Source organism: Pseudomonas sp. AB39(2026), assembly GCF_059831485.1.
In genome coordinates this window covers 2,955,913-2,974,993 of record NZ_CP195212.1, presented here as the reverse complement: position 1 = coordinate 2,974,993, position 19,081 = coordinate 2,955,913, and the positions used below count along the sequence as shown (strand labels likewise).

Sequence of the window (19,081 nt, the reverse complement as noted above, 5' to 3'; positions counted from 1 at the left end):
TCAGCATGCGTATCCCTTCGCTCCCAGGGTTTTCTCACGCAACCCCCGCAGCTGAACCCGCGCATGAGTTAGCCACTCGCGGCACCGCAGCGCCGCGCACGGGTGATAACGTGGCAACACAGGCGCCACGCCAAACCGTGCGCGACAGCAAGCTGACCAAACTGTCACCCCAGGAGCGCCGGGCAGCATCGCTGGCCAAAAAAGGCCCAGTGAATGTGCAATTGCAAGGGTTTCAGGATGGCTTGAACCAGTGGGATGCTGACCACCCCCTGGACCTTGGCAAGGTGACCCAAGCGCTGCGCCTGGTGGCCGAGGGGCATGACGAAAAGCTGGGTATTGGCGAGCGCAACCGTAAGTACAGCCAGGCACGCACCTTGATGCGCGAAGGCTGCGGTATCGACCAGGCTACCTACAATAAGGCCAAGCACGCCATCGGGATGCAAGGTTTGGCGGATGTCTACGACTCTGCGTTCACCACGTTGGCCATCGCCCCGGCGCTGGCTGCAGCGGCCGGGCCGGGCGCGGACGCGCTAGGGGCGGGTGCTGCAAAGGCGATCAAATATGCAGCACTCTGGGCACTCACGCCGTTCTCTAACGGCGCAGGGCAGATCGTTGTGGACGGCTACCAGGATATGGTTGCCAAATTTAACGGCATTCCAGCGTTCGCAGGGGATATCGCCGGCACCAAAAAACTAAACGTTATCCGCCAGCACATTGGTGAGGCGTTGAAAGAAGCCGCTACCCATCAGGCGGCCTACGAAGCACCAGGTGCTACACCCCAGGCCCGTCGCCAGGCACTGGACAGGCTGGAGGCCTGCGGCCAAAAGCTCGATACGTTGCACAACGAATACCGCAAACGCGTGGCCTTAGGCCAAGCCAACTTTGTGAAATACCAAAGCCAGATCGGCTACAAAGCGGTCACTACACCGGCGGTCGTCGCGGCCGGTGTGTTTGGTGGGCCGTTCGCCTCGTTCGGTGCTGTCACTGCACAACAGGCCTTGCAAGCCCCATTCGGCTACATGGACGAGATCATGCTCAAGGACCACATGATGCGCGCCAACACTAAGTACGCCGATGTGCTGACCGATGCTGCCAAGGCAGCCGGCAAAACCCGTACTGACCGTGACCTTCAGCAAGCCGACCTAGATCCGGCCAAGGTACGTAGCTTGTGGACACACCCCAAGGAAATAGTCACCTCCAACGTCAATGCGGTGGTGGCAGACGAACTGGCGTCGCGCCTGGCCGCTCTGGATGAGCTGGATGCGAAGATTGAGAAGACCTCTAACACGGTAAGCCTTGCAGATAAAGTGCGAGGCAAGCAAGGCGCGCGCCGGGGCCCACCTGGCTCGGCAGCAGCAGAGTCTCCTGCATTGCGCGAGCTGAAAACAAAACGCGCTCAGCAACAGGCAGAACTGGACAACCTTAAAACGGACATCGTTCGCTTCAAAGGCGGCCAATGGTCCGAACTGCATAGCGGCGGTACTATCGCGGCCATGCTGCTGTCGAGCAAGGAGCACTTCATGTTGCTCACCAAATCTAAATTCCGTAGGCCTGGGGAGTACGCGGCGCAGGTGCTGGACCGCCATGGTGGCTTGTCATTGCCACGTACGGTTTTTGCTGCATTTGAAGACGGCTTTAATGTAGGCCCTGCCCACCCAGGGCCGGGTGAGTCCGCAAGCGCACCGGATGGAGGGGACGCGCAGGGTACGGACGCTGAAGCCGCCGCGCCGGCAGTTGGGGTCACCGGCTCCAGCCCGGCCGCCGCTGCGATGGTTCAAACCGGCGTGTTGACTGGCAATGCGTACGCCAACCCAGTGACCAAGTTCACCAAGCAACGCGTTACCCGTCGTCAACTGCTGCCGAAAAAAGAGGAAGGCGCCGCATTGCGGGAGAAGAAAACCCTTACCGGCCGCACGCCCCTTAAACCCGACCTGCGCCTACAGCCAACGATCCAACTGAGCGACGGCCAAACGATCGACCTGCGTGAAACCCGCGCTTGGTACATGCAAACCCACAGTGCTTCCCGTGCGTTCATGGAAGCGCTTGGGGAAACCAGCAAAAGCTTCGGCACGCACATGAAAGCGGCTGTCACCTTGCCTGTGCGCAGCACCCGGGCTTCACTGGCAGACGGCCAAGCCAAGACTGAAAGCGCCCGCTTGCAGACGACGGTGAGCCAGGAGCGATATGCCCTTGATCTGGAAGAGCTGCAAAATGAGGCAAGGCAGGCAGCGACCTTGCCGCATGCGATAGGCGACGGCCTTCCTGACCCCAGTTTGGACGAACTCACTGATGCAATTAATCGAGTAGGGTAAACAGCTGATGAGTATGGCCCGCTTTGCTGTAAACAAAGGCGGGCCTCGCGGGCCGGGCCTCGCAGGCCGGGCTCTGACGTGCCTCGTTGTACCTCAGCCAATGCTGGGGCCAGCGAGCCGCGTTGGCATTTGCACCCACCGCTTTACAGATTCATTCAGGCACAAAAAAACCGGCTCAAGGGCCGGTTTCTCTGTGTTCCGAGGTCATTTGGGACCATTCGGATTTATGTTCATGGTGCCCAGGGACGGAATCGAACCGCCGACACGGGGATTTTCAATCCCCTGCTCTACCAACTGAGCTACCTGGGCAACGGGGCGCATTAAACGGGTTTTTAAGGTTTGCGTCAAGCGTCGGTGCAAAAAAATTTTAATCTTTCCCGTCGCTTACGCGCCAAGCCCCTTATTCAGCGGGTGGGACGTAGCCTTCGGCTTTGGCGTACTCCTCGCCAGACAGGTACTTGTCCATCTCGCCTTGAAGGAATTTGCGGTCCTCGGCGTTCATCATGTTCAAGCGGCGCTCGTTGATCAGCAGGGTCTGGTGTTTCTGCCAGTCGGCCCAGGCCTTCTGGGACACGTGCTGGTAGATGTCTTCGCCCTTGGCGCCAGGGTAGGGAGGGCGCTCCAGGGCGGGCAGTTCTTCTTTGTACTTGCGGCACATCACGGTGCGGGTCATGGGGTTTCTCCTGCATGCAAGGCAACAGCCGCGCGCTCCAGCAATGCTTTTACCGGGGCAGCCAGGCCCAGGCGCGGCGGGGTGGCGAGGTTATACCAAAGCCAGTCGGCCTCGGCCACGTGGGCGGCACGGGCGTCTACCCGTACCAGCCAGGGCTCGATGCTGAGCTGGAAGTGGCTGAAAGTATGCGTCAGGCCTTGCAGGGCCTGGGTGTCGAGCAGCGTAAGGTCGTGTTGGGCGACCAGGTGCTGGATGTCGCTAAAGCTGTCCAGCTCCGGCAGGCTCCACAGCCCGCCCCACAAGCCCGTGGAGGGGCGGCGGTACAACAAAATGGCGCCCTGGCCGTTGCTGAGCAGCGGCATCAGGGTTTGCCGCTGTGGCAGCGTTTTGCGTGGCTTGGGCGACGGGTAGCGGGTTTCTTCACCCAGCAGGTGGGCACGGCAGCCTTCACGTAGCGGGCACAGCAGGCAGGTGGGGCGCGTGCGGGTGCACAGGGTGGCGCCCAGGTCCATCATTGCCTGGGTGTAGTCGTTTACCCGTGCATGGGGTGTAAAGCGGTCAGCGGCCTCCCAGAGGGCTTTGGCGACCTTGGGTTCGCCGGGGTAGCCTGCCTGGGCAATGTAACGGGCCAGCACACGCTTCACGTTGCCATCCAGAATGGGCGCTCGCAGCCCCATGCTGATACTGGCGATGGCGCCAGCGGTGGAGCGGCCGATGCCCGGCAGTGTTTCCAGCAGCGCCGGATCGCGCGGGAACTCACCGTTGTGGTCTGCCACTACCCTGCGTGCTGCCTTCTGCAGGTTACGGGCGCGGGTGTAGTAACCCAGCCCGGTCCACAGGTGCAGCACTTCATCTTCAGGGGCCTCGGCCAGGTCTCGAACGGTGGGCAAGGCGGTCATGAAGCGGTCGAAGTAGTTGAGCACCGTGCTCACCTGCGTCTGCTGCAGCATGATCTCCGACACCCACACGCGGTACGGGTTGATCTGTTGCTGCCACGGCAGGTCATGGCGGCCGTGTACATCGAACCAGTTCAGCACAGCGCTGGAAAATTGCTCAGGGTTCATCGTTTGAACAACCCCTTGAGGGCATCTTTCAGTTCTGAAGGCACCTTGTCCCCCAGCTTGTCTTCAATCTTTTCCTGCACACGGTTGCGTACGGCTTGGGTTGCCAGTTGCCCAAGGCCGTCGCGGTCCACACGGCAGGCGCGGGCGCCCAGCTCCAACGGGCCACGGCAGCGGATCGGCAGCTCCAGGTTGGCGAAGCGATCGTTCACCTGGCAGGCCGGGTCAGCCATGTTGCCGCTTTCGCCTTCCACCACCACGCCTACGCGGTAATCTAGGCCCAGCACACGCAGGTCGATATCGCCGTTGCCGCTGGCCCGCAGCCCAGGGATGCGGGCCTTGAAGTCTGGGTTGTTGGCTACGCCGTCTCGTACGGTGAGGCTGCCTTCCAGGCGCTGGAAGGGCGTATCACGACCACGCGGTTCGCTGGTGAGGGTCTTGCGGTTGAGCAGCGCGATGCCCTGGCACAGCTGCTGCTCCAGGTTGGCATTCACCAGCACGCCGTTGTCGACGGTAAAGCGGCCATTGCCGTTAAGGGTGTCGACCAGGGCTTTCTGGCTGTTGCCCGTGCCGGTAAAGGCGGCATCAAGCGTAAGCAGGCCGCGTACGGGGGGCGGGTTGGTATGGGTGGCAAGCACCACGTCCACCGGCACTCTGTTCAGTTTGGTCTTGAGGCTGAGGGCAGGCACGTCGGGGCGCACGTCCAAGGTGCCGCTGGCATTGAAGTCACCTTGTGCGATCTGCCCGCTCAGGCCTTGAAGGTTAAGGAGGCCGTCGTGGCCTGAGGCCGTGAGGTGGGCTTTGTCGATGGTCAGCTTTTGCAGCGTCAACTGGTTCAGGCTGAGTTCGGTTTGCAGGTCGATGGTCCGCAGGCGCTCGATAGGGAACAGCCGGTCATCGCTCCAGGCTTGGCGACCAGGCGCTTCAGGCAAGGGAGAATTGCCCCCGCTGGCCATCGCGGCAGCTTCACTGCCTTGCACTTCGGCCTGGCGTGCCGCCGCCGTACCTTTGGCTTCCTCGCTTTGCGCCGGCAGGTAGCGATCCATGTTCAAGGCGTCGCCCTGCAACGTGATGCGTAACGCCTGTGCGGCGATGTCATCCACTGCCACGCGGCCCGTGAGGGTGCTGCCGTCCAGCTTGATGTTCAGGTCTTCCAAGGCCAGGGCGTTGGCATTGCCCTTGAGGGTACTCACCAGCTCTACCTGTGTCAGCGCGGAGGGGTCTGCGGTGGCAGGCACCGCCTGGCCAATACCGTCCAGGAAGGCTCGCACGTCCAGTTGCGCGACAGAGAGTGCGCCGCTGAGCTGTGGGGTAGTGTCCAGGTCGCGAACATGAAGCTCACCCAAGGCACGCAACTGGTTGGCCGAGAGCTTGAGGTTGTTCCAGTCGGCAACGTTTGCGGCCAGGTCCGCCAGCAACTGGCCCTGGGCCGCAAACGTGACGGTTTTGCCTTGCAGTGGGGCGCCGGACAATTCGCCGCCCAGGCGCATGTCTTCGAACTGGTAACGCTCCACCGAGGGGTCGAAGCGCAAGGTGCCCTTGAGTTCGGTGCGGGCGCGCAACTCGGGCTGATTGGTGCCTAGGAAGGCGGTGAGGGTAACTGGAATGTCCGTAGCTGGCTGCACGGCCCCTGTGCTCAGCTGGATGCTTTCGGCGGTAAAGCTGCGGCCGCTGCGTTCGTCCAGGTAGGCCACACGGGCGTTGTTCACGGTAAGGCTGTCGATATCCAGCTTTAACGGGCGGCCGCGATCAGGGCTGGCGGGTGCCTCTGCAGGGCCGCTATCAGGCGTAGCAGGCGCGGCTTCGCTAGGCAGTGGCTTGCCGAAGTCTTCCCAGTTGCCATGGCCCTGGGCGTTGCGAACCAGGTTCAGGTCCAGGCCATCCACGCGTACATCGCTCATCTGCAACTCATGGCGCAGTAGCGGCAGCACCCGTACCGACAAACCGAGCAACTGCAGGTTGGCAAAAGGCTGCTGTGGTTGGGCGAGGGTGGCCACGCTGGCGTCATGCAACTCCAGGCCAAGCCAGGGAAACAGGCTCCAGCCGATATCGCCATTGAGGGTCAGCTCCACATGAGCCTTGTCGCGGGCCAGTTGGCGGATCTCGCTTTTATAGTCGTTGGGATCGAAAAAGTGAGTCAGGGCAAAGCCCAGAGCCACCACGATCAGCAACAGCCCGAGAATGACAAGCCCCAGGATTTTGCCGAACGCTTTCATGGGCGGGTCCTTGTAGTTCATAAGGTTGGTTACCGCGAGTATAACGGTTTGCCACTGCGCCAAGCGTCTGACGTAGTGCCAATGGGCATTTTGGTTATGAGCACGTCCAAAAGCGGTTAAAAACGCGATATCAGATTGCTTCCATCGCACTGAACAAATGTTTAATCTTCGCCGCGCGTAAGCTTTGTGCGTCAGTTTGTCGCGTTTTCGAGAGTGCTGCCGATAACACGATCAGTGCCGTGGGCATCAAGATCGGGGTAGCCCTCTGTGCAGCAGGCAAACGCCTGGTGCAACGGCCGCGAGCCAATCACAACTAGGGGTAGTACATGACTCAACACACACATGTGGCGGGCTCGGCTGACCAGCCGGGTTTCTTCGCCAAGGAACGTATCATCGCCAAGCCAGGGTTCAACCGCTGGCTGGTACCGCCGGCCGCCCTTGCCATTCACTTGTGCATCGGCATGGCTTACGGGTTCTCCGTCTTCTGGCTGCCGCTGTCCAAGGCCGTAGGTGTAAGCAAGGCCGTAGCCTGCCCGGCAGACATGGGCTTTATCAGCCAGGTGTTTGCGTCGGACTGCGACTGGCCTATTTCCATGCTGGGCTGGATCTACACCCTGTTCTTCATCTTCCTGGGCTGCTCGGCGGCCATTTGGGGTGGCTGGCTGGAACATGCCGGCCCGCGTAAGGCCGGTGTGGTATCGGCCCTGTGCTGGTGTGGCGGCCTGGTGCTGTCGGCCATCGGCGTGCACACCCATCAGATCTGGCTCATGTGGATCGGTTCGGGCGTGATCGGCGGTATCGGTCTGGGCTTGGGCTATATCTCGCCGGTGTCGACCCTGATCAAGTGGTTCCCGGACAAGCGCGGCATGGCCACCGGTATGGCGATCATGGGCTTTGGTGGGGGCGCCATGGTGGGCGCACCGCTGGCCACGGCCTTGATGTCTCACTTTGCGACGCCTACTGACGTGGGTGTATGGCAGAGCTTCCTGGTAATGGCCGCGATCTACTTCGTGTTCATGATTGGCGGTGCCTTGACCTACCGCGTACCGCCAACCGGCTGGAAGCCTGAAGGCTGGACCGCCGTGGCCAAGAAAGCCGGCAACACCATGATCACCGACCGCCATGTGCACGTAAGCGTGGCTTGGAAAACACCTCAGTTCGTACTGGTATGGCTGGTGCTGTGCCTGAACGTGTCGGCAGGTATCGGCATCCTGGGCATGGCCTCGCCGCTGCTGCAGGAAGTGTTTGCCGGCAAGCTGATTGGCACCAACCAGACCTTCAGCGAGCTGTCACCTGCGCAACTGGCGCAGATCGCTGCCATCGCTGCGGGCTTCACCGGCCTGCTCAGCCTGTTCAACATCGGTGGCCGCTTCTTCTGGGCCTCTTTCTCGGACTACATCGGCCGTAAGTACACCTACTTCGTGTTCTTTACCTTGGGTGTTGCGCTGTACGCATTGGTGCCGAACTTGGGCCACCTGGGCAACGTAGCGCTGTTCGTGGCCGCGTTCTGCATCATCCTGTCCATGTATGGCGGTGGTTTTGCAACCGTACCGGCCTACCTGGCAGACCTGTTCGGTACGCAAATGGTGGGCGCTATCCACGGTCGTTTGCTGACTGCCTGGGCTGCGGCGGGTGTGCTGGGCCCGGTGCTGGTGAACTACCTGCGCGAATACCAATTGAGCATTGGTGTTGAACGTGCCGCGGTCTATGACATCACGCTGTACATCCTGTCTGGCCTGCTGGTACTGGGCTTCATCTGCAACGCGCTGATTCGCCCGGTAGCGGACAAGTACTTCATGACGCCAGACGAACTGGCCCGTGAACGTGCCCTCAGCCACGACAAGACCGCCAACGGTTCCACCGTGCTGGAGTGGAGCGCTGCACCTGGCACACGCCCGCTGGTCATCGCCGCCTGGCTGGCCGTTGGCATTCCGTTGGCCTGGGGGATATTGATCACCATCCAGAAAACGGCTGTGCTGTTCTGATACGCCGGTTGTAACACCACAAACCCCGCTTGGCCGAACAGCCAAGCGGGGTTTTTCGTTTCTTCGTCGCGGTTCGCTTCATGCCATGCGCTGTATGCGCCTATACTGTGCCCCTTTTTCGCTGAATGATTGTTGCGGAGTTGGTGATGGCCGAACGTAAGGCGTTCGTCGAGCGCAATACCCTGGAAACCCAGATCAAAGCCTCGATCAACCTGGATGGCACTGGCAAGGCCCGGTTCGATATCGGTGTGCCTTTCCTTGAACACATGCTGGACCAGATCGCCCGCCACGGGCTGATCGACCTGGACATCGAGTGCAAGGGCGACCTGAATATCGACGACCACCATACCGTCGAGGACGTTGGCATTACCCTGGGCCAAGCCTTTGCCCGCGCCGTGGGTGATAAAAAGGGCATTCGCCGTTATGGCCATGCCTATGTGCCGCTGGACGAGGCCCTGTCACGTGTGGTCATCGACTTCTCCGGCCGCCCCGGCCTGCAGATGCATGTGCCCTACACCCGTGCGGTGGTCGGCCGCTTCGATGTGGACCTGTTCCAGGAGTTCTTCCAAGGCTTTGTGAACCACGCCAACGTAACCCTGCACATCGACAACCTGCGTGGGCACAACACCCACCACCAGATCGAGACCGTGTTCAAGGCATTTGGCCGCGCGCTGCGCATGGCCGTGGAAGTGGACGAGCGTATGGGCGGCCAGATGCCGTCCACCAAAGGTGTGCTCTGATGCAGACAGTAGCCGTTATCGACTATGGCATGGGCAACCTGCACTCCGTAGCCAAGGCCCTGGAACACGTGGGCGCTGGCAAGGTGCTGGTCACCAGCGACGCTGCGGTGATTCGTGAAGCCGACCGCATCGTGTTCCCAGGGGTAGGCGCCATCCGCGACTGCATGGCCGAAATCCGCCGCCTGGGCTTCGATACCTTGGTGCAGGAAGTCAGCAAGGACCGCCCTTTCCTGGGCATCTGTGTGGGCATGCAGGCGCTCATGGAGCGCAGTGAAGAAAACGATGGCGTAGACTGCATCGGCATGTTCCCAGGCCAGGTACGGTTCTTCGGCAAGGACCTGCACGAAGGCACTGAGCACCTGAAGGTGCCACACATGGGGTGGAACGAGATCGAGCTGCCCGTAGAGCACCCGCTCTGGCATGGCATTCCGGACCGGGCGCGCTTCTACTTCGTGCACAGTTACTACATCGAAGCTGGCAAGCCGTCGCAGGTGGTTGGCCGCGGCCACTATGGCAAGGCCTTCGCCGCCGCCCTGGCTGAAGGCTCGCGCTTTGCCGTGCAGTTCCACCCCGAGAAAAGCCACACCCACGGCCTGCAGCTACTGCAGAATTTCGCCGCCTGGGATGGGCGCTGGTAAGAATCCTGTAGCGGCAAGCGGTAAGCAGCAAGCGGCAAGCCAGAAACGGAACCAACGCGCACGGCTTGCTTTTGCTTGAAGCTTATAGCTTGCAGCTTGAAGCTGATCCCGAAGGAATCCCTGAAATGTTGATCATTCCCGCTATCGATCTCAAAGACGGTGCCTGCGTACGCTTGCGCCAGGGCCGTATGGACGATTCCACGGTGTTCTCCGATGACCCGGTCAGCATGGCTGCCAAGTGGGTGGACGGCGGTTGCCGCCGGCTGCACCTGGTGGACCTCAACGGCGCCTTCGAAGGCCAACCGGTCAATGGCGAGGTCGTCACGGCTATCGCTAAGCGCTACCCGCACCTGCCAATCCAGATCGGTGGCGGTATCCGCTCCCTTGAAACCATTGAGCACTACGTGAAGGCGGGTGTGAGCTACGTGATCATCGGCACCAAAGCCGTGAAGCAGCCCGAGTTCGTAGCCGAAGCGTGCAAAGCGTTCCCCGGCAAGGTGATCGTGGGCCTGGATGCAAAAGACGGTTTCGTGGCCACTGACGGCTGGGCCGAAGTGAGCACCGTGCAGGTGATCGACTTGGCCAAGCGCTTCGAAGCCGATGGTGTGTCTGCCATTGTGTACACCGACATTGCCAAAGACGGGATGATGCAAGGCTGCAACGTGCCGTTCACGGCAGCCCTGGCGGCCGCCACTCGCATTCCTGTAATCGCGTCCGGCGGTATCCACAACCTGGGTGACATCAAGGCCCTGCTGGATGCCAAGGCGCCAGGTATCATTGGTGCCATCACCGGCCGTGCCATCTACGAAGGCACGCTGGACGTAGCCGAAGCCCAGGCGTTCTGCGACAACTATTAAGCGCCAAGCCATAAGCTGAAAGCTGCAAGAAAGTGCTACGCCGCAATTCGCTTTCTCTTGCAGCTTGAAGCTCCCAACACTAAGCGCCAAGCCATAAGCCATAAGCCATAAGCTGCAAGCTGCAAGAAAGCCCTACGACTCGCTTTCCCTTGAAGCTTACAGCTTGCAGCTTGCAGCTTGCAGCTTGCAACTACCGACAAAGGAGGCCCCCATTGGCCTTGGCTAAACGCATCATCCCTTGCCTGGACGTGGACAACGGCCGGGTGGTGAAAGGGGTCAAGTTCGAGAACATCCGCGATGCTGGCGACCCTGTGGAAATCGCGCGCCGCTACGATGAGCAGGGCGCGGACGAGATCACCTTCCTGGACATTACCGCCAGCGTAGACGGCCGTGATACCACGCTGCATACGGTGGAACGCATGGCCAGCCAGGTGTTTATTCCGCTGACCGTGGGCGGTGGTGTACGCACCGTGCAGGACATCCGCAACCTGCTCAACGCGGGCGCAGATAAAGTGTCCATCAATACGGCAGCTGTGTTCACACCTGAATTCGTAGGCGAAGCCGCCTCGCGCTTTGGCTCGCAATGCATTGTGGTCGCCATCGACGCCAAGAAAGTGTCCGGGCCCGGTGAGGTGCCGCGCTGGGAAATCTTTACCCATGGTGGGCGCAAGCCTACTGGGCTAGACGCGGTAGAGTGGGCAAAAAAAATGGAAGGCTTGGGCGCAGGTGAAATCCTGCTCACCAGCATGGACCAGGATGGCATGAAGAATGGCTTCGACCTGGGCGTAACCCGCGCTATCAGCGATGCATTGGGTATTCCGGTGATTGCCTCCGGTGGTGTGGGCAACCTTCAGCACCTGGCCGATGGGGTTATCGAGGGCCATGCCAGTGCGGTGTTAGCGGCCAGTATCTTCCACTTTGGGGAATACACCGTGCCTGAAGCCAAGGCGTTCATGGCGGCGCAAGGGATTTGCATTCGCTAACAGCTGTTCGCAGGCTTCGTCTACTCCCACAAGGGTTGCAATCACAAGGGCCTGTACTTGCCGCCCTTACCATGCCCCCGCATCGCCTGGTTTCCCCGCTCGGCAATCATCTGCCGGATGCCGATCATTTGCACACCTCGGGCCTTGAGCCCAGGCAGGGCCTGCTCTAGCACGGCAAGGGTCTGGGGGTAGGGGTGGCCGATCACTACAGCTGAGCCCTGCTTGTGAGCCAGCACCACGGCCTTTTCCAGTTGTACGGCAATGGCCTGTGGAGTGCGTTCGTCATCCAGGAACACATCGCGCGACACACTGGCCAGGCCAATGGCTTGCGCCTGTGCCGCTGCTTGCGTTGCGGCACTGGTGCGGCTGTCCACCAGGAACAACTGGCGCTGTTGCAACTCGCTCGCCAGCAGCGCCATGGCGCCGGGTTCGGCTGTCATGCGGCTGCCCTCGTGGTTATTCAGGCCGGCCGCATAGGGCACAGCCTTGAACGCTGCCGCCAGCCGCTCCCGCAGTTGATCGTCACTCATGCCGGGGGCCCACGCAAAAGGCCCGCCGGCGGGGTCCATGGGCATGTGCACGATCACGGTTCTGCCCGCTTTATGAGCGTCGCGAGCAAAGTCGGCAGCATGAGGCGTGTCTGGCATCACCGCCAGGGTTACAGGGCCAGGCAGCGCCAGGGCGCGAGCATCGCGGGATGCGTTTTGCCCCAGGTCATCGATGATCAGGCTCAGGTAGGCAGGCGCGCCGTCGGCCTGGGCCTGGCCGCCCCATGACAGGGCGAGCAGGCCAGCCAGCAGCAAAGTGCGCATAGGCTTAGTTGCCGCGTGTGACCTTCAGGCCTTTGAGCAGGCTGAGGGCTTGGCTGAGCTGGAAGTCATCGTCCTGAGGGCGCGCTTTCTTGTCAGCGGTTGCGCTGCCCGTAGGCCGGTCTGCGCCACCGTTGCCATTGCCCAGGTGGCCCTGCAGGTCTGCTTCCTTGAAAGTCTCCTGGTCCTGCTCACGGGTAATCTTGGCGCGGCGTACTTCTACGTCCGGGACAATACCCTGGGCCTGGATCGAACGGCCATTGGGTGTGAAATACAACGCCGTGGTGAGCTTGAGCGCGCGGTCGTTGTTCAGCGGAAGCACGGTCTGCACCGACCCCTTGCCGAAGCTGTCTGTGCCCATTAGCACACCACGCTTTTGGTCCTGCAGCGCGCCCGCCACAATTTCAGACGCCGATGCGCTGCCGCCGTTGATCAGTACCACCAGTGGCACCCCTTCGCTGGCGTCTGCTGGGTCAGCATTGAAGCGCAATTCGGAGTTAGCGATGCGACCTTTGGTGTACACGATCAGGCCATGGGTGAGGAAGTGGTCGGCCACCTCCACGGCAGCTTGCAGTACGCCACCAGGGTTGTTGCGAAGGTCCAGCACCAGGCCGTTGAGCTTTTTGCCGTTGTCCTTGCGCAGCTTTGCAAGCGCAGCGCCCACTTCTTCGCCGGTCTTGACCTGGAACTGGGTAATGCGGATGTAGCCATAACCGTCTTCGAGCAACTGCGCTTTCACGCTTTTTACCTGAATGATGGCGCGGGCCAGGGTCACGTCGAAGGGCTGGCCGCCGTCGCGCACCAGGGTCAGTGTGATTTTTTCGCCTACCTTGCCACGCATCTGGTCCACGGCTTCGGTCATGGTCTGGCCACGCGTAGGCTGGCCATTGATCTTCACGATCAGGTCACCGGCTTCGATGCCAGCCCGGGTTGCCGGCGTGTCATCGATGGGCGATACCACCTTGATGAAGTTGTCCTCGACGCCGACTTCGATGCCCAGGCCGCCAAATTCGCCGCTGGTGCTTTCCTGTAATTCGGCAAAGTCTTCCGGGCCGAGGTAGGCCGAGTGGGGATCCAGGTTGCTGAGCATGCCCTTGATGGCATTTTCCAGCAGCGTCTTGTCGTCCACTGGCTCAACGTAGGCGGCCTTGATGCGGTCCATCACTTCGGCAAAGGTACGCAACTCGTCCAAGGGCAGGGGCGGTTTGGCAGCTGGCGCGGTAGCCGGCGCGGTGGCGGCAGGTGCGGCTGCAGGCGTGGGGGTAGCAGCAGGGCCGGCGGCATTCGCCAGCGGCACGGCTACCATCAAGGCAAGGGCCAGCTTGGAAAGGCGGGACGAATGCAGCATGTCGAACAACTCCTGATCCTGTGTGACCGGCACCGCTAACTGCGGCACCACTGAGCAGGGTCGGTTGCCCGGCCCTGCTGTCGAATGGCGAAATACAATGCTGGCGTGTCCTGCCCACCGCTGGTGCCGACCGTAGAGATCGCTTCACCAGCCTTGACTACATCTCCCGCACTCTTGAGTAACGTCTGGTTATGGCCATACAGGCTGAGGTAACCATTACCGTGGTCCAGAATGACCAGAAGGCCAGCCCCGCGCAACCAGTCTGCAAAGACCACGCGCCCCCCATGTACGGCGCGAACCGAGGTGCCTGCCGCCGCACTGATCATTACCCCGTCCCAACGGGTACGTTCATCGCCGCGTGTGTCACCGAAACGCGCCAATAGTCGACCATCAACCGGCCATGGAAGTTTTCCGCGGGCCGACGCGAATGCGCCACCGAAGGTTTCGCCTGTGCTGACGCTTATGCCCGGTGTTGGCTTGGGCTTGGCTACTGGCGCAGGGTCATTCTTGGCGACGGCGGCTTCACGCTGTCGGCGTTCCTCTTCCTGCTGGGCTTGTTGCTGTGCCAGCAATGCCTTGCGCCGGGCTTCTTCGGCTTCACGGGCCTGCCGCGCAAGGGTTTCTTCAATGGTCGCCAGCACCTTTTGCAGGTCTGCCTGGTCCTGCTGGCGGCGTTGAAGCTTGTCATCGCGAGCGCTGTAGTCGGCATTGAGCTTGGCCAAGGCGACCTGGCGCTGCTTGCGCACGTCATCGAGCTGCGCCCGCTGGTCTTCAAGGTTGCCCTGTTGAACCAGCAATTGTGCCTGCTGCATCTGGATGTCCTTCTCTACCCCGGCCAGTTGATGCAAGGTGTCGTTGAAGGCCTTGAGCTGGTCCAGGCGCGCCTTGCTCAGGTAGTCGTAGTAGGTCAGCGTGCGGGCGAACTGCTCAGGGTTCTGCTGGTTGAGCAGTAGTTTTAGGTATTCCTGCCGGCCACCCTGATAGGCAGCACGCGCTTGTATGCCGATTAGCTTTTGCTGTTCAGCGCGCGAACTCTGGAGTTTTTTTTTCTCGGTTTCGAGCCGCTGAAGCTCGCTTTCGGTTTTATTCAGCTGTTCCTGAAGGGCATCTACCTGTTTTTGCAGGGTGCCCATCTGGGTTTCAGTACCGCGCAGGTCTTTCTGCACATCGGCCCGCTGCTCCTGAAGCTGGCCCAGTACCTTTTTCAGCTCGTTGATGTCTTGCCGCGTGGCTTCGATCTGCTGCTGGGTTTGGGTACGGTCATCTGCCGAGGCAGGAAAGGTCAGGGCCGCAAGGGCAATAAAGGCAAGGGCGCGGAGCATTGGGCAGGTCGTTACCAAGTAGAAAGTCGGCCTAGTATGCCCGGCGGCATCGGCAATCAAAAGGGCGCGCCGTGCACGCCCTGTTTCGCAACCTCTCAGGCATCGACCAGAATCGACGTGCCGGTCATCTCTTCGGGTTTTTCCAGGCCCAGCAGCTTGAGCATGGTAGGCGCTACGTCTGCCAGTACCCCACCTTCTCGCACCTTCAGGGGGCGCTTGCCCACATAAATGAAAGGCACGGGTTCAGTGGTGTGGGCCGTATGCGCTTGCCCGGTAGACTCGTCTTCCATCTGCTCGACGTTGCCGTGGTCGGCCGTGATCAGCGCTTCGCCGCCCACTTTTTCCAACGCCGTGGCGATCCTGCCCACGCAGGTGTCCAGGCATTCTACTGCTTTGACGGCAGCAGCGAAGATGCCGCTATGGCCGACCATGTCACCATTTGCGTAGTTGACCACGATCACGTCGTAACGCTGGTGTTCGATGGCGTCGACAATCTTGTCGGTCACTTCCGGTGCGCTCATTTCTGGCTGCAGGTCATAGGTGGCGACCTTGGGCGACGGAATCAAGATGCGCTCTTCGCCTTCGAACGGTTCTTCACGCCCGCCCGAGAAGAAGAAGGTCACGTGTGCATATTTCTCCGTTTCGGCAATGCGCAACTGGGTTTTGCCACTGTTGGCCAGGTATTCGCCCAGTACGTTCTTCAAGCTGCTGGCGCCGAACGCTGCAGGTGCCGGAATCTTGGCCGAATACTGGGTCAGGCCCACGTAGCCTGCCAGCTTGGGCTGGCGCTTGCGCTCGAAGTCAGCGAAGCTGTCTTCCACGAACACGCGGGAGAGTTCCCGGGCACGGTCGGCGCGGAAGTTCATGAACACCACGGCATCGCCGTCTTCCACTGTTACAGGCTGGCCCACGGTAGTGGCCTTGACGAATTCGTCGCTCTCACCCCGATCATAGGCCGCTTCCAGGCCTTCGGAGGCGTTGGCAGCATGGTAGTCGGCAGTAGCGTCCACAATCAGGTTGTAGGCGGCGCTCACACGGTCCCAGCGATTGTCGCGGTCCATGGCGAAGTAGCGGCCGATGATGCTGGCAAAGCGGCCTTTGCCCAGGCGTGTGAACGTGCTTTCCAGCAGCGCGATGGAGCTTTCAGCGCTTTTGGGTGGCGTGTCTCGGCCATCCAGAAACGCGTGCAGGTAGATGTGCTCGGCGCCGCGGCGGGCTGCCAGCTCTACCATTGCCACAATGTGGTCCTGGTGGCTGTGTACACCGCCATCGGACAGCAGGCCCATGATGTGCACGGCCTTGCCTGCACTGACCGCTTTGTCGACTGCACTGCAAATGGTAGGGTTCTCGAAGAACTCGCCGTCACGAATAGCCTTGGTCACCCGGGTGAAGTCCTGGTACACCACGCGGCCTGCGCCGAGGTTCATGTGGCCTACTTCAGAGTTGCCCATTTGCCCATCCGGCAATCCCACGTCCATGCCCGAACCGGAAATCAGGCCATTGGCATGGGTGCGAACCAGCTCGTCCAGGTTTGGCTTGCTGGCTGAATACACGGCGTTGTATTCGTGGCTGTCGCTGTGCCCAAAGCCGTCCAGGATAATCAGGACCAGAGGTTTTGGCGTGGCTGTCATGGGTTCCACTCGCGGCTGTCGAAGGGTAGGGATAGGTATCTTAGGCCAATCAGGCACGCCATGAGTACCCAGGCGTGCTCTTGCAGACCCTGCAAGCGGGGTACGGTTCCATGAAACAGGCGCCGGGTGGGCTTTGGCCGGGCTGTGGCGCTGTGTATACTGGCCGCCATTTTTAATGCTCTGGAAGTTGTCGATGGTCGCTCACTTGCTGGAATTCGCTACCAATCACTACCTGCTTGTTGGTCTTTTCGTCATCCTGCTGGTGTTGCTGCTGGTGCTTGAAAGCAGCCGTGGTGGCCGCAGCCTCAGCCCACGCGAGCTGACTGCATTGGTGAACGCTGACAAAGGCGTGGTGATCGACATCCGTGCCAAGAAGGACTTTGCCGCCGGCCATATCGTCGACGCGCTGAACATCCCTCAAGACAAGCTGGCCGCCCGCACGGCGGAACTGGACAAGCACAAGGGTAAAACCCTGATCATTGTCGACGCCATGGGCCAGCACGCCGGCACGGTCTGCCGGGACCTGCTCAAAAGCGGCCATACCGCTGCCAAGTTGTCTGGGGGGATCTCCAGCTGGCGCGCCGATAACCTGCCCCTGGTGAAGTGATATGCCTCAAATAGTCGTTTATTCCAGCGATTGGTGCCCGTATTGCAGCCGTGCCAAGGCACTGTTGGCCAAGAAGGGCGTCGCCTTCGAGGAAATCCGTGTGGATGGCCAGCCCCAGCTGCGTGCAGATATGGCCCGCAAGGCCGGGCGTACCTCTGTGCCTCAGATCTGGGTCGGCGACCACCACATTGGCGGCTGCGACGACCTGTATGCGTTGGAGCGGGCAGGCAAACTGGACCCGTTGTTGCGCTGAACCCAACCCTACCTTACAAGAAGGACCTGTCATGACTGATCAAGCTACTAACAGCGCAGCTAACGAAGAGGCTGAAGGCCCTCAGTTCTCGTTGCAGCGTATTTATGTTCGAGACCTCTCCTTCGAGGCCCCGAAAAGCCCAGCGATCTTCCGTCAGCAGTGGGAGCCAAGCGTTGCTCTGGACCTGAACACTCGCCAGAAGGCGCTGGACGGTGATTTCCACGAAGTGGTGCTGACCTTGTCGGTTACCGTGAAGAACGGTGAAGAAGTGGCCTTTATCGCTGAAGTGCAGCAGGCCGGTATCTTCATGATCAAAGGCCTGGACGCCAGCGCCATGAGCCACACCCTGGGTGCGTTCTGCCCTAACATCTTGTTCCCGTATGCCCGTGAAACCCTGGACAGCCTGGTCACCCGCGGCTCCTTCCCGGCGCTGATGCTGGCCCCGGTCAACTTCGACGCCCTCTACGCGCAGGAACTGCAGCGTATGCAGGAAGCCGGTGAAGCGCCCCAGGCCTGAGTGTAACGCGCTGTACCAAAACGCCCTTCGGGGCGTTTTTTCGTTTTCGACAGGGGGCTATGCACCTGCTCGCGACTTACAACAGCGCAGACCATTCGCCCCTTGGAGATGCAGGGCATTATACGCTGGCGGCGGCAATCAGCATTGTTCGCTGGCTTGCCATGGCCAGCACTGACGGGCACTCACTAGGCCTGCAACCCACTGAACCCGTGCTGCCGCCACGCCTCATACACCGCAATAGCTACAGTATTGGACAGGTTCAGGCTGCGGCTGTTGGGGCGCATGGGCAGGCGCAGCCGTTGGCCGCTTGGCAGGCTGTCAAGTACGTCCGTGGGCAGCCCGCGGCTTTCGGGGCCGAACAGGAACGCATCGCCAGGCGCGAAGGCCACATCATGGAAAGGCTGAGAGCCTTTGGTGGTAAAAGCAAACAGGCGCGGTTGACCAAGGCTTTCCAGGCAGGTGGGGAGGTCCGGATAGCGCTTGAGTGGCGCATACTCGTGGTAGTCCAGGCCTGCACGGCGCAGGCGCTTATCGTCCAGGTCGAAGCCCAGCGGCTCGATCAGGTGAAGGTGGCAGCCGCTGTTGGCGCAGAGCCTGATAACGTTGCCCGTATTGGGCGGTATTTCCGGTTGAAACAGGATGACGTGAAACATGCGCGGCTCCGATACAAACGACGGGCAGCATTCTAACGCTGAAGTGCTGCCGCCACGATCTTCCTATTGGCCACGTTTTCTCGGCTCACTGGCTATCTTCGGGATGTTGGTAGGGTTGATGGTGGGCAAGCTGATGGACCCTGGCCGTAGCGCGTTCGAGCGGGTAGAGCTGCTACCTGCGGGGGAAATGAACGTATGGTTCGACCACGCACCTCAGGTTCACGGGGAAATCGTAGACGGTGCGGTCGCCATTCTGTTCGATGCCTCCGGCCCATCTGTGCAAGGGCAGCTGGAGCTTGGCGGCCGGCAGGCGAAATGGACGCTGCGCCATACAGACAAAGGGCTGTTGCTGACGGTTATTGCTGCTCGGCCGTTACAGGCTAAATGGGAGGGGGAGGAGGCTTCTGACGGCTGGAGGCTGCATGTCAGCCTCCGCGACGAATAAAAGAGGGAAGCCCCGGCCTGCCTGTACCAAG

18 protein-coding genes and 1 tRNA gene are annotated in these 19,081 nt (G+C 60.9%); 10 read left to right on the top strand and 9 right to left on the bottom strand.

The window, feature by feature from the left end; translation table 11 throughout:
* The first annotated feature begins 5 nt into the window (after positions 1-5).
* Complete coding sequence (locus ACSAMW_RS13720; protein WP_500590760.1) at positions 6-2,312, top strand: hypothetical protein; 2,307 nt, start codon at positions 6-8, stop codon at positions 2,310-2,312.
* Positions 2,313-2,545: 233 nt separating this feature from the next.
* Here the strand turns inward: ACSAMW_RS13720 and ACSAMW_RS13715 are convergent.
* The 4 genes from ACSAMW_RS13715 to ACSAMW_RS13700 all read right to left on the bottom strand — a co-directional run bounded on the left by ACSAMW_RS13715 (position 2,546) and on the right by ACSAMW_RS13700 (position 6,262).
* Positions 2,546-2,621: transfer RNA gene (locus tag ACSAMW_RS13715), tRNA-Phe, on the bottom strand.
* A gap of 91 nt (positions 2,622-2,712) precedes the next feature.
* Complete coding sequence (locus ACSAMW_RS13710; protein ID WP_500590759.1) at positions 2,713-2,985, bottom strand: oxidative damage protection protein; 273 nt, start codon at positions 2,983-2,985, stop codon at positions 2,713-2,715.
* The gene (mutY, locus tag ACSAMW_RS13705; protein WP_500590758.1) at positions 2,982-4,049 is read right to left on the bottom strand and encodes an A/G-specific adenine glycosylase; all 1,068 of its coding nucleotides are present in this window, start codon (positions 4,047-4,049) and stop codon (positions 2,982-2,984) included. Before mutY ends, ACSAMW_RS13710 begins: the two co-directional genes overlap by 4 nt.
* Positions 4,046-6,262, bottom strand: coding sequence for an AsmA family protein (locus tag ACSAMW_RS13700; protein ID WP_500590757.1), 2,217 nt, complete (start codon positions 6,260-6,262; stop codon positions 4,046-4,048). Before ACSAMW_RS13700 ends, mutY begins: the two co-directional genes overlap by 4 nt.
* Positions 6,263-6,588: 326 nt before the next feature.
* Between ACSAMW_RS13700 and ACSAMW_RS13695 the strand changes: the two genes are divergently transcribed.
* The 5 genes from ACSAMW_RS13695 (at position 6,589) to hisF (ending at position 11,465) form a co-directional block, all read left to right on the top strand.
* A complete protein-coding gene (locus ACSAMW_RS13695; RefSeq protein WP_500590756.1) occupies positions 6,589-8,247 on the top strand; it encodes an OFA family MFS transporter in 1,659 nt (552 codons plus the stop codon).
* 146 nt (positions 8,248-8,393) lie between these two features.
* The gene (gene hisB, locus ACSAMW_RS13690; protein ID WP_168083133.1) at positions 8,394-8,987 is read left to right on the top strand and encodes an imidazoleglycerol-phosphate dehydratase HisB; all 594 of its coding nucleotides are present in this window, start codon (positions 8,394-8,396) and stop codon (positions 8,985-8,987) included.
* Positions 8,987-9,625 (top strand): imidazole glycerol phosphate synthase subunit HisH, encoded by a 639-nt coding sequence (gene hisH, locus ACSAMW_RS13685; protein ID WP_500590755.1) that lies wholly within the window; start codon positions 8,987-8,989, stop codon positions 9,623-9,625. Before hisB ends, hisH begins: the two co-directional genes overlap by 1 nt.
* 125 nt (positions 9,626-9,750) lie before the next feature.
* Positions 9,751-10,482 carry a 1-(5-phosphoribosyl)-5-[(5-phosphoribosylamino)methylideneamino]imidazole-4-carboxamide isomerase gene (hisA, locus tag ACSAMW_RS13680; protein ID WP_500590754.1) on the top strand — a complete coding sequence of 244 codons (732 nt, stop codon included), beginning with the start codon at positions 9,751-9,753 and terminating at the stop codon, positions 10,480-10,482.
* A gap of 212 nt (positions 10,483-10,694) precedes the next feature.
* Positions 10,695-11,465, top strand: a complete 771-nt coding sequence (hisF, locus tag ACSAMW_RS13675) for an imidazole glycerol phosphate synthase subunit HisF (protein WP_500590753.1) — start codon at positions 10,695-10,697, stop codon at positions 11,463-11,465.
* A gap of 41 nt (positions 11,466-11,506) precedes the next feature.
* Here hisF and ACSAMW_RS13670 read toward each other — a convergent pair whose 3' ends face one another.
* The 4 genes from ACSAMW_RS13670 to gpmI form a co-directional block, all read right to left on the bottom strand.
* Positions 11,507-12,277 (bottom strand): divergent polysaccharide deacetylase family protein, encoded by a 771-nt coding sequence (locus tag ACSAMW_RS13670; RefSeq protein WP_500590752.1) that lies wholly within the window; start codon positions 12,275-12,277, stop codon positions 11,507-11,509.
* 4 nt (positions 12,278-12,281) lie between these two features.
* Positions 12,282-13,622 (bottom strand): S41 family peptidase, encoded by a 1,341-nt coding sequence (locus tag ACSAMW_RS13665; RefSeq protein WP_500590751.1) that lies wholly within the window; start codon positions 13,620-13,622, stop codon positions 12,282-12,284.
* Between the two features lie 35 nt (positions 13,623-13,657).
* A complete protein-coding gene (locus ACSAMW_RS13660; RefSeq protein ID WP_500590750.1) occupies positions 13,658-14,944 on the bottom strand; it encodes a murein hydrolase activator EnvC family protein in 1,287 nt (428 codons plus the stop codon).
* A 95-nt stretch (positions 14,945-15,039) separates the two neighbouring features.
* Positions 15,040-16,575: a 2,3-bisphosphoglycerate-independent phosphoglycerate mutase gene (gene gpmI / locus ACSAMW_RS13655; protein WP_500590749.1), complete on the bottom strand. Its 1,536-nt coding sequence runs from the start codon at positions 16,573-16,575 to the stop codon at positions 15,040-15,042.
* 193 nt (positions 16,576-16,768) lie between these two features.
* On the opposite strand from gpmI, the gene ACSAMW_RS13650 reads away from it, so the two are divergent.
* From ACSAMW_RS13650 to secB, 3 genes are read left to right on the top strand one after another with little or no spacing between them, the layout of a single operon-like run.
* Positions 16,769-17,182, top strand: coding sequence for a rhodanese-like domain-containing protein (locus ACSAMW_RS13650; RefSeq protein WP_168083115.1), 414 nt, complete (start codon positions 16,769-16,771; stop codon positions 17,180-17,182).
* 1 nt (position 17,183) lies between these two features.
* On the top strand, positions 17,184-17,435 hold the full coding sequence (gene grxC / locus ACSAMW_RS13645; RefSeq protein ID WP_500590748.1) for a glutaredoxin 3: 252 nt from the start codon (positions 17,184-17,186) through the stop codon (positions 17,433-17,435).
* Between the two features lie 31 nt (positions 17,436-17,466).
* The gene (gene secB / locus ACSAMW_RS13640) at positions 17,467-17,952 is read left to right on the top strand and encodes a protein-export chaperone SecB (protein ID WP_168083111.1); all 486 of its coding nucleotides are present in this window, start codon (positions 17,467-17,469) and stop codon (positions 17,950-17,952) included.
* Positions 17,953-18,137: 185 nt separating this feature from the next.
* On the opposite strand, the gene ACSAMW_RS13635 is transcribed toward secB, so the two are convergent.
* Positions 18,138-18,605 (bottom strand): tRNA (cytidine(34)-2'-O)-methyltransferase, encoded by a 468-nt coding sequence (locus ACSAMW_RS13635; RefSeq protein WP_500590747.1) that lies wholly within the window; start codon positions 18,603-18,605, stop codon positions 18,138-18,140.
* Between ACSAMW_RS13635 and ACSAMW_RS13630 the strand changes: the two genes are divergently transcribed.
* Positions 18,604-19,050, top strand: a complete 447-nt coding sequence (locus ACSAMW_RS13630; RefSeq protein WP_500590746.1) for a hypothetical protein — start codon at positions 18,604-18,606, stop codon at positions 19,048-19,050. The two genes, ACSAMW_RS13635 and ACSAMW_RS13630, sit on opposite strands and share 2 nt — an antisense overlap.
* The last annotated feature ends 31 nt before the right edge of the window (positions 19,051-19,081 follow it).

Excerpts from the sequence above, each read along its gene's own strand:
- ACSAMW_RS13665 (WP_500590751.1), bottom strand. The coding sequence starts at position 13,622 with ATGCTGCATTCGTCCCGCCTTTCCAAGCTGGCCCTTGCCTTGATGGTA.
- ACSAMW_RS13635 (WP_500590747.1), bottom strand. The coding sequence starts at position 18,605 with ATGTTTCACGTCATCCTGTTTCAACCGGAAATACCGCCCAATACGGGC.
- ACSAMW_RS13630 (WP_500590746.1), top strand. The coding sequence starts at position 18,604 with ATGCGCGGCTCCGATACAAACGACGGGCAGCATTCTAACGCTGAAGTG.
- ACSAMW_RS13700 (WP_500590757.1), bottom strand. The coding sequence starts at position 6,262 with ATGAAAGCGTTCGGCAAAATCCTGGGGCTTGTCATTCTCGGGCTGTTG.
- mutY (WP_500590758.1), bottom strand. The coding sequence starts at position 4,049 with ATGAACCCTGAGCAATTTTCCAGCGCTGTGCTGAACTGGTTCGATGTA.
- secB (WP_168083111.1), top strand. The coding sequence starts at position 17,467 with ATGACTGATCAAGCTACTAACAGCGCAGCTAACGAAGAGGCTGAAGGC.
- hisA (WP_500590754.1), top strand. The coding sequence starts at position 9,751 with ATGTTGATCATTCCCGCTATCGATCTCAAAGACGGTGCCTGCGTACGC.
- hisB (WP_168083133.1), top strand. The coding sequence starts at position 8,394 with ATGGCCGAACGTAAGGCGTTCGTCGAGCGCAATACCCTGGAAACCCAG.
- grxC (WP_500590748.1), top strand. The coding sequence starts at position 17,184 with ATGCCTCAAATAGTCGTTTATTCCAGCGATTGGTGCCCGTATTGCAGC.
- ACSAMW_RS13720 (WP_500590760.1), top strand. The coding sequence starts at position 6 with ATGCGTATCCCTTCGCTCCCAGGGTTTTCTCACGCAACCCCCGCAGCT.
- hisH (WP_500590755.1), top strand. The coding sequence starts at position 8,987 with ATGCAGACAGTAGCCGTTATCGACTATGGCATGGGCAACCTGCACTCC.
- ACSAMW_RS13695 (WP_500590756.1), top strand. The coding sequence starts at position 6,589 with ATGACTCAACACACACATGTGGCGGGCTCGGCTGACCAGCCGGGTTTC.
- ACSAMW_RS13710 (WP_500590759.1), bottom strand. The coding sequence starts at position 2,985 with ATGACCCGCACCGTGATGTGCCGCAAGTACAAAGAAGAACTGCCCGCC.
- ACSAMW_RS13660 (WP_500590750.1), bottom strand. The coding sequence starts at position 14,944 with ATGCTCCGCGCCCTTGCCTTTATTGCCCTTGCGGCCCTGACCTTTCCT.
- ACSAMW_RS13670 (WP_500590752.1), bottom strand. The coding sequence starts at position 12,277 with ATGCGCACTTTGCTGCTGGCTGGCCTGCTCGCCCTGTCATGGGGCGGC.
- gpmI (WP_500590749.1), bottom strand. The coding sequence starts at position 16,575 with ATGACAGCCACGCCAAAACCTCTGGTCCTGATTATCCTGGACGGCTTT.
- ACSAMW_RS13650 (WP_168083115.1), top strand. The coding sequence starts at position 16,769 with ATGGTCGCTCACTTGCTGGAATTCGCTACCAATCACTACCTGCTTGTT.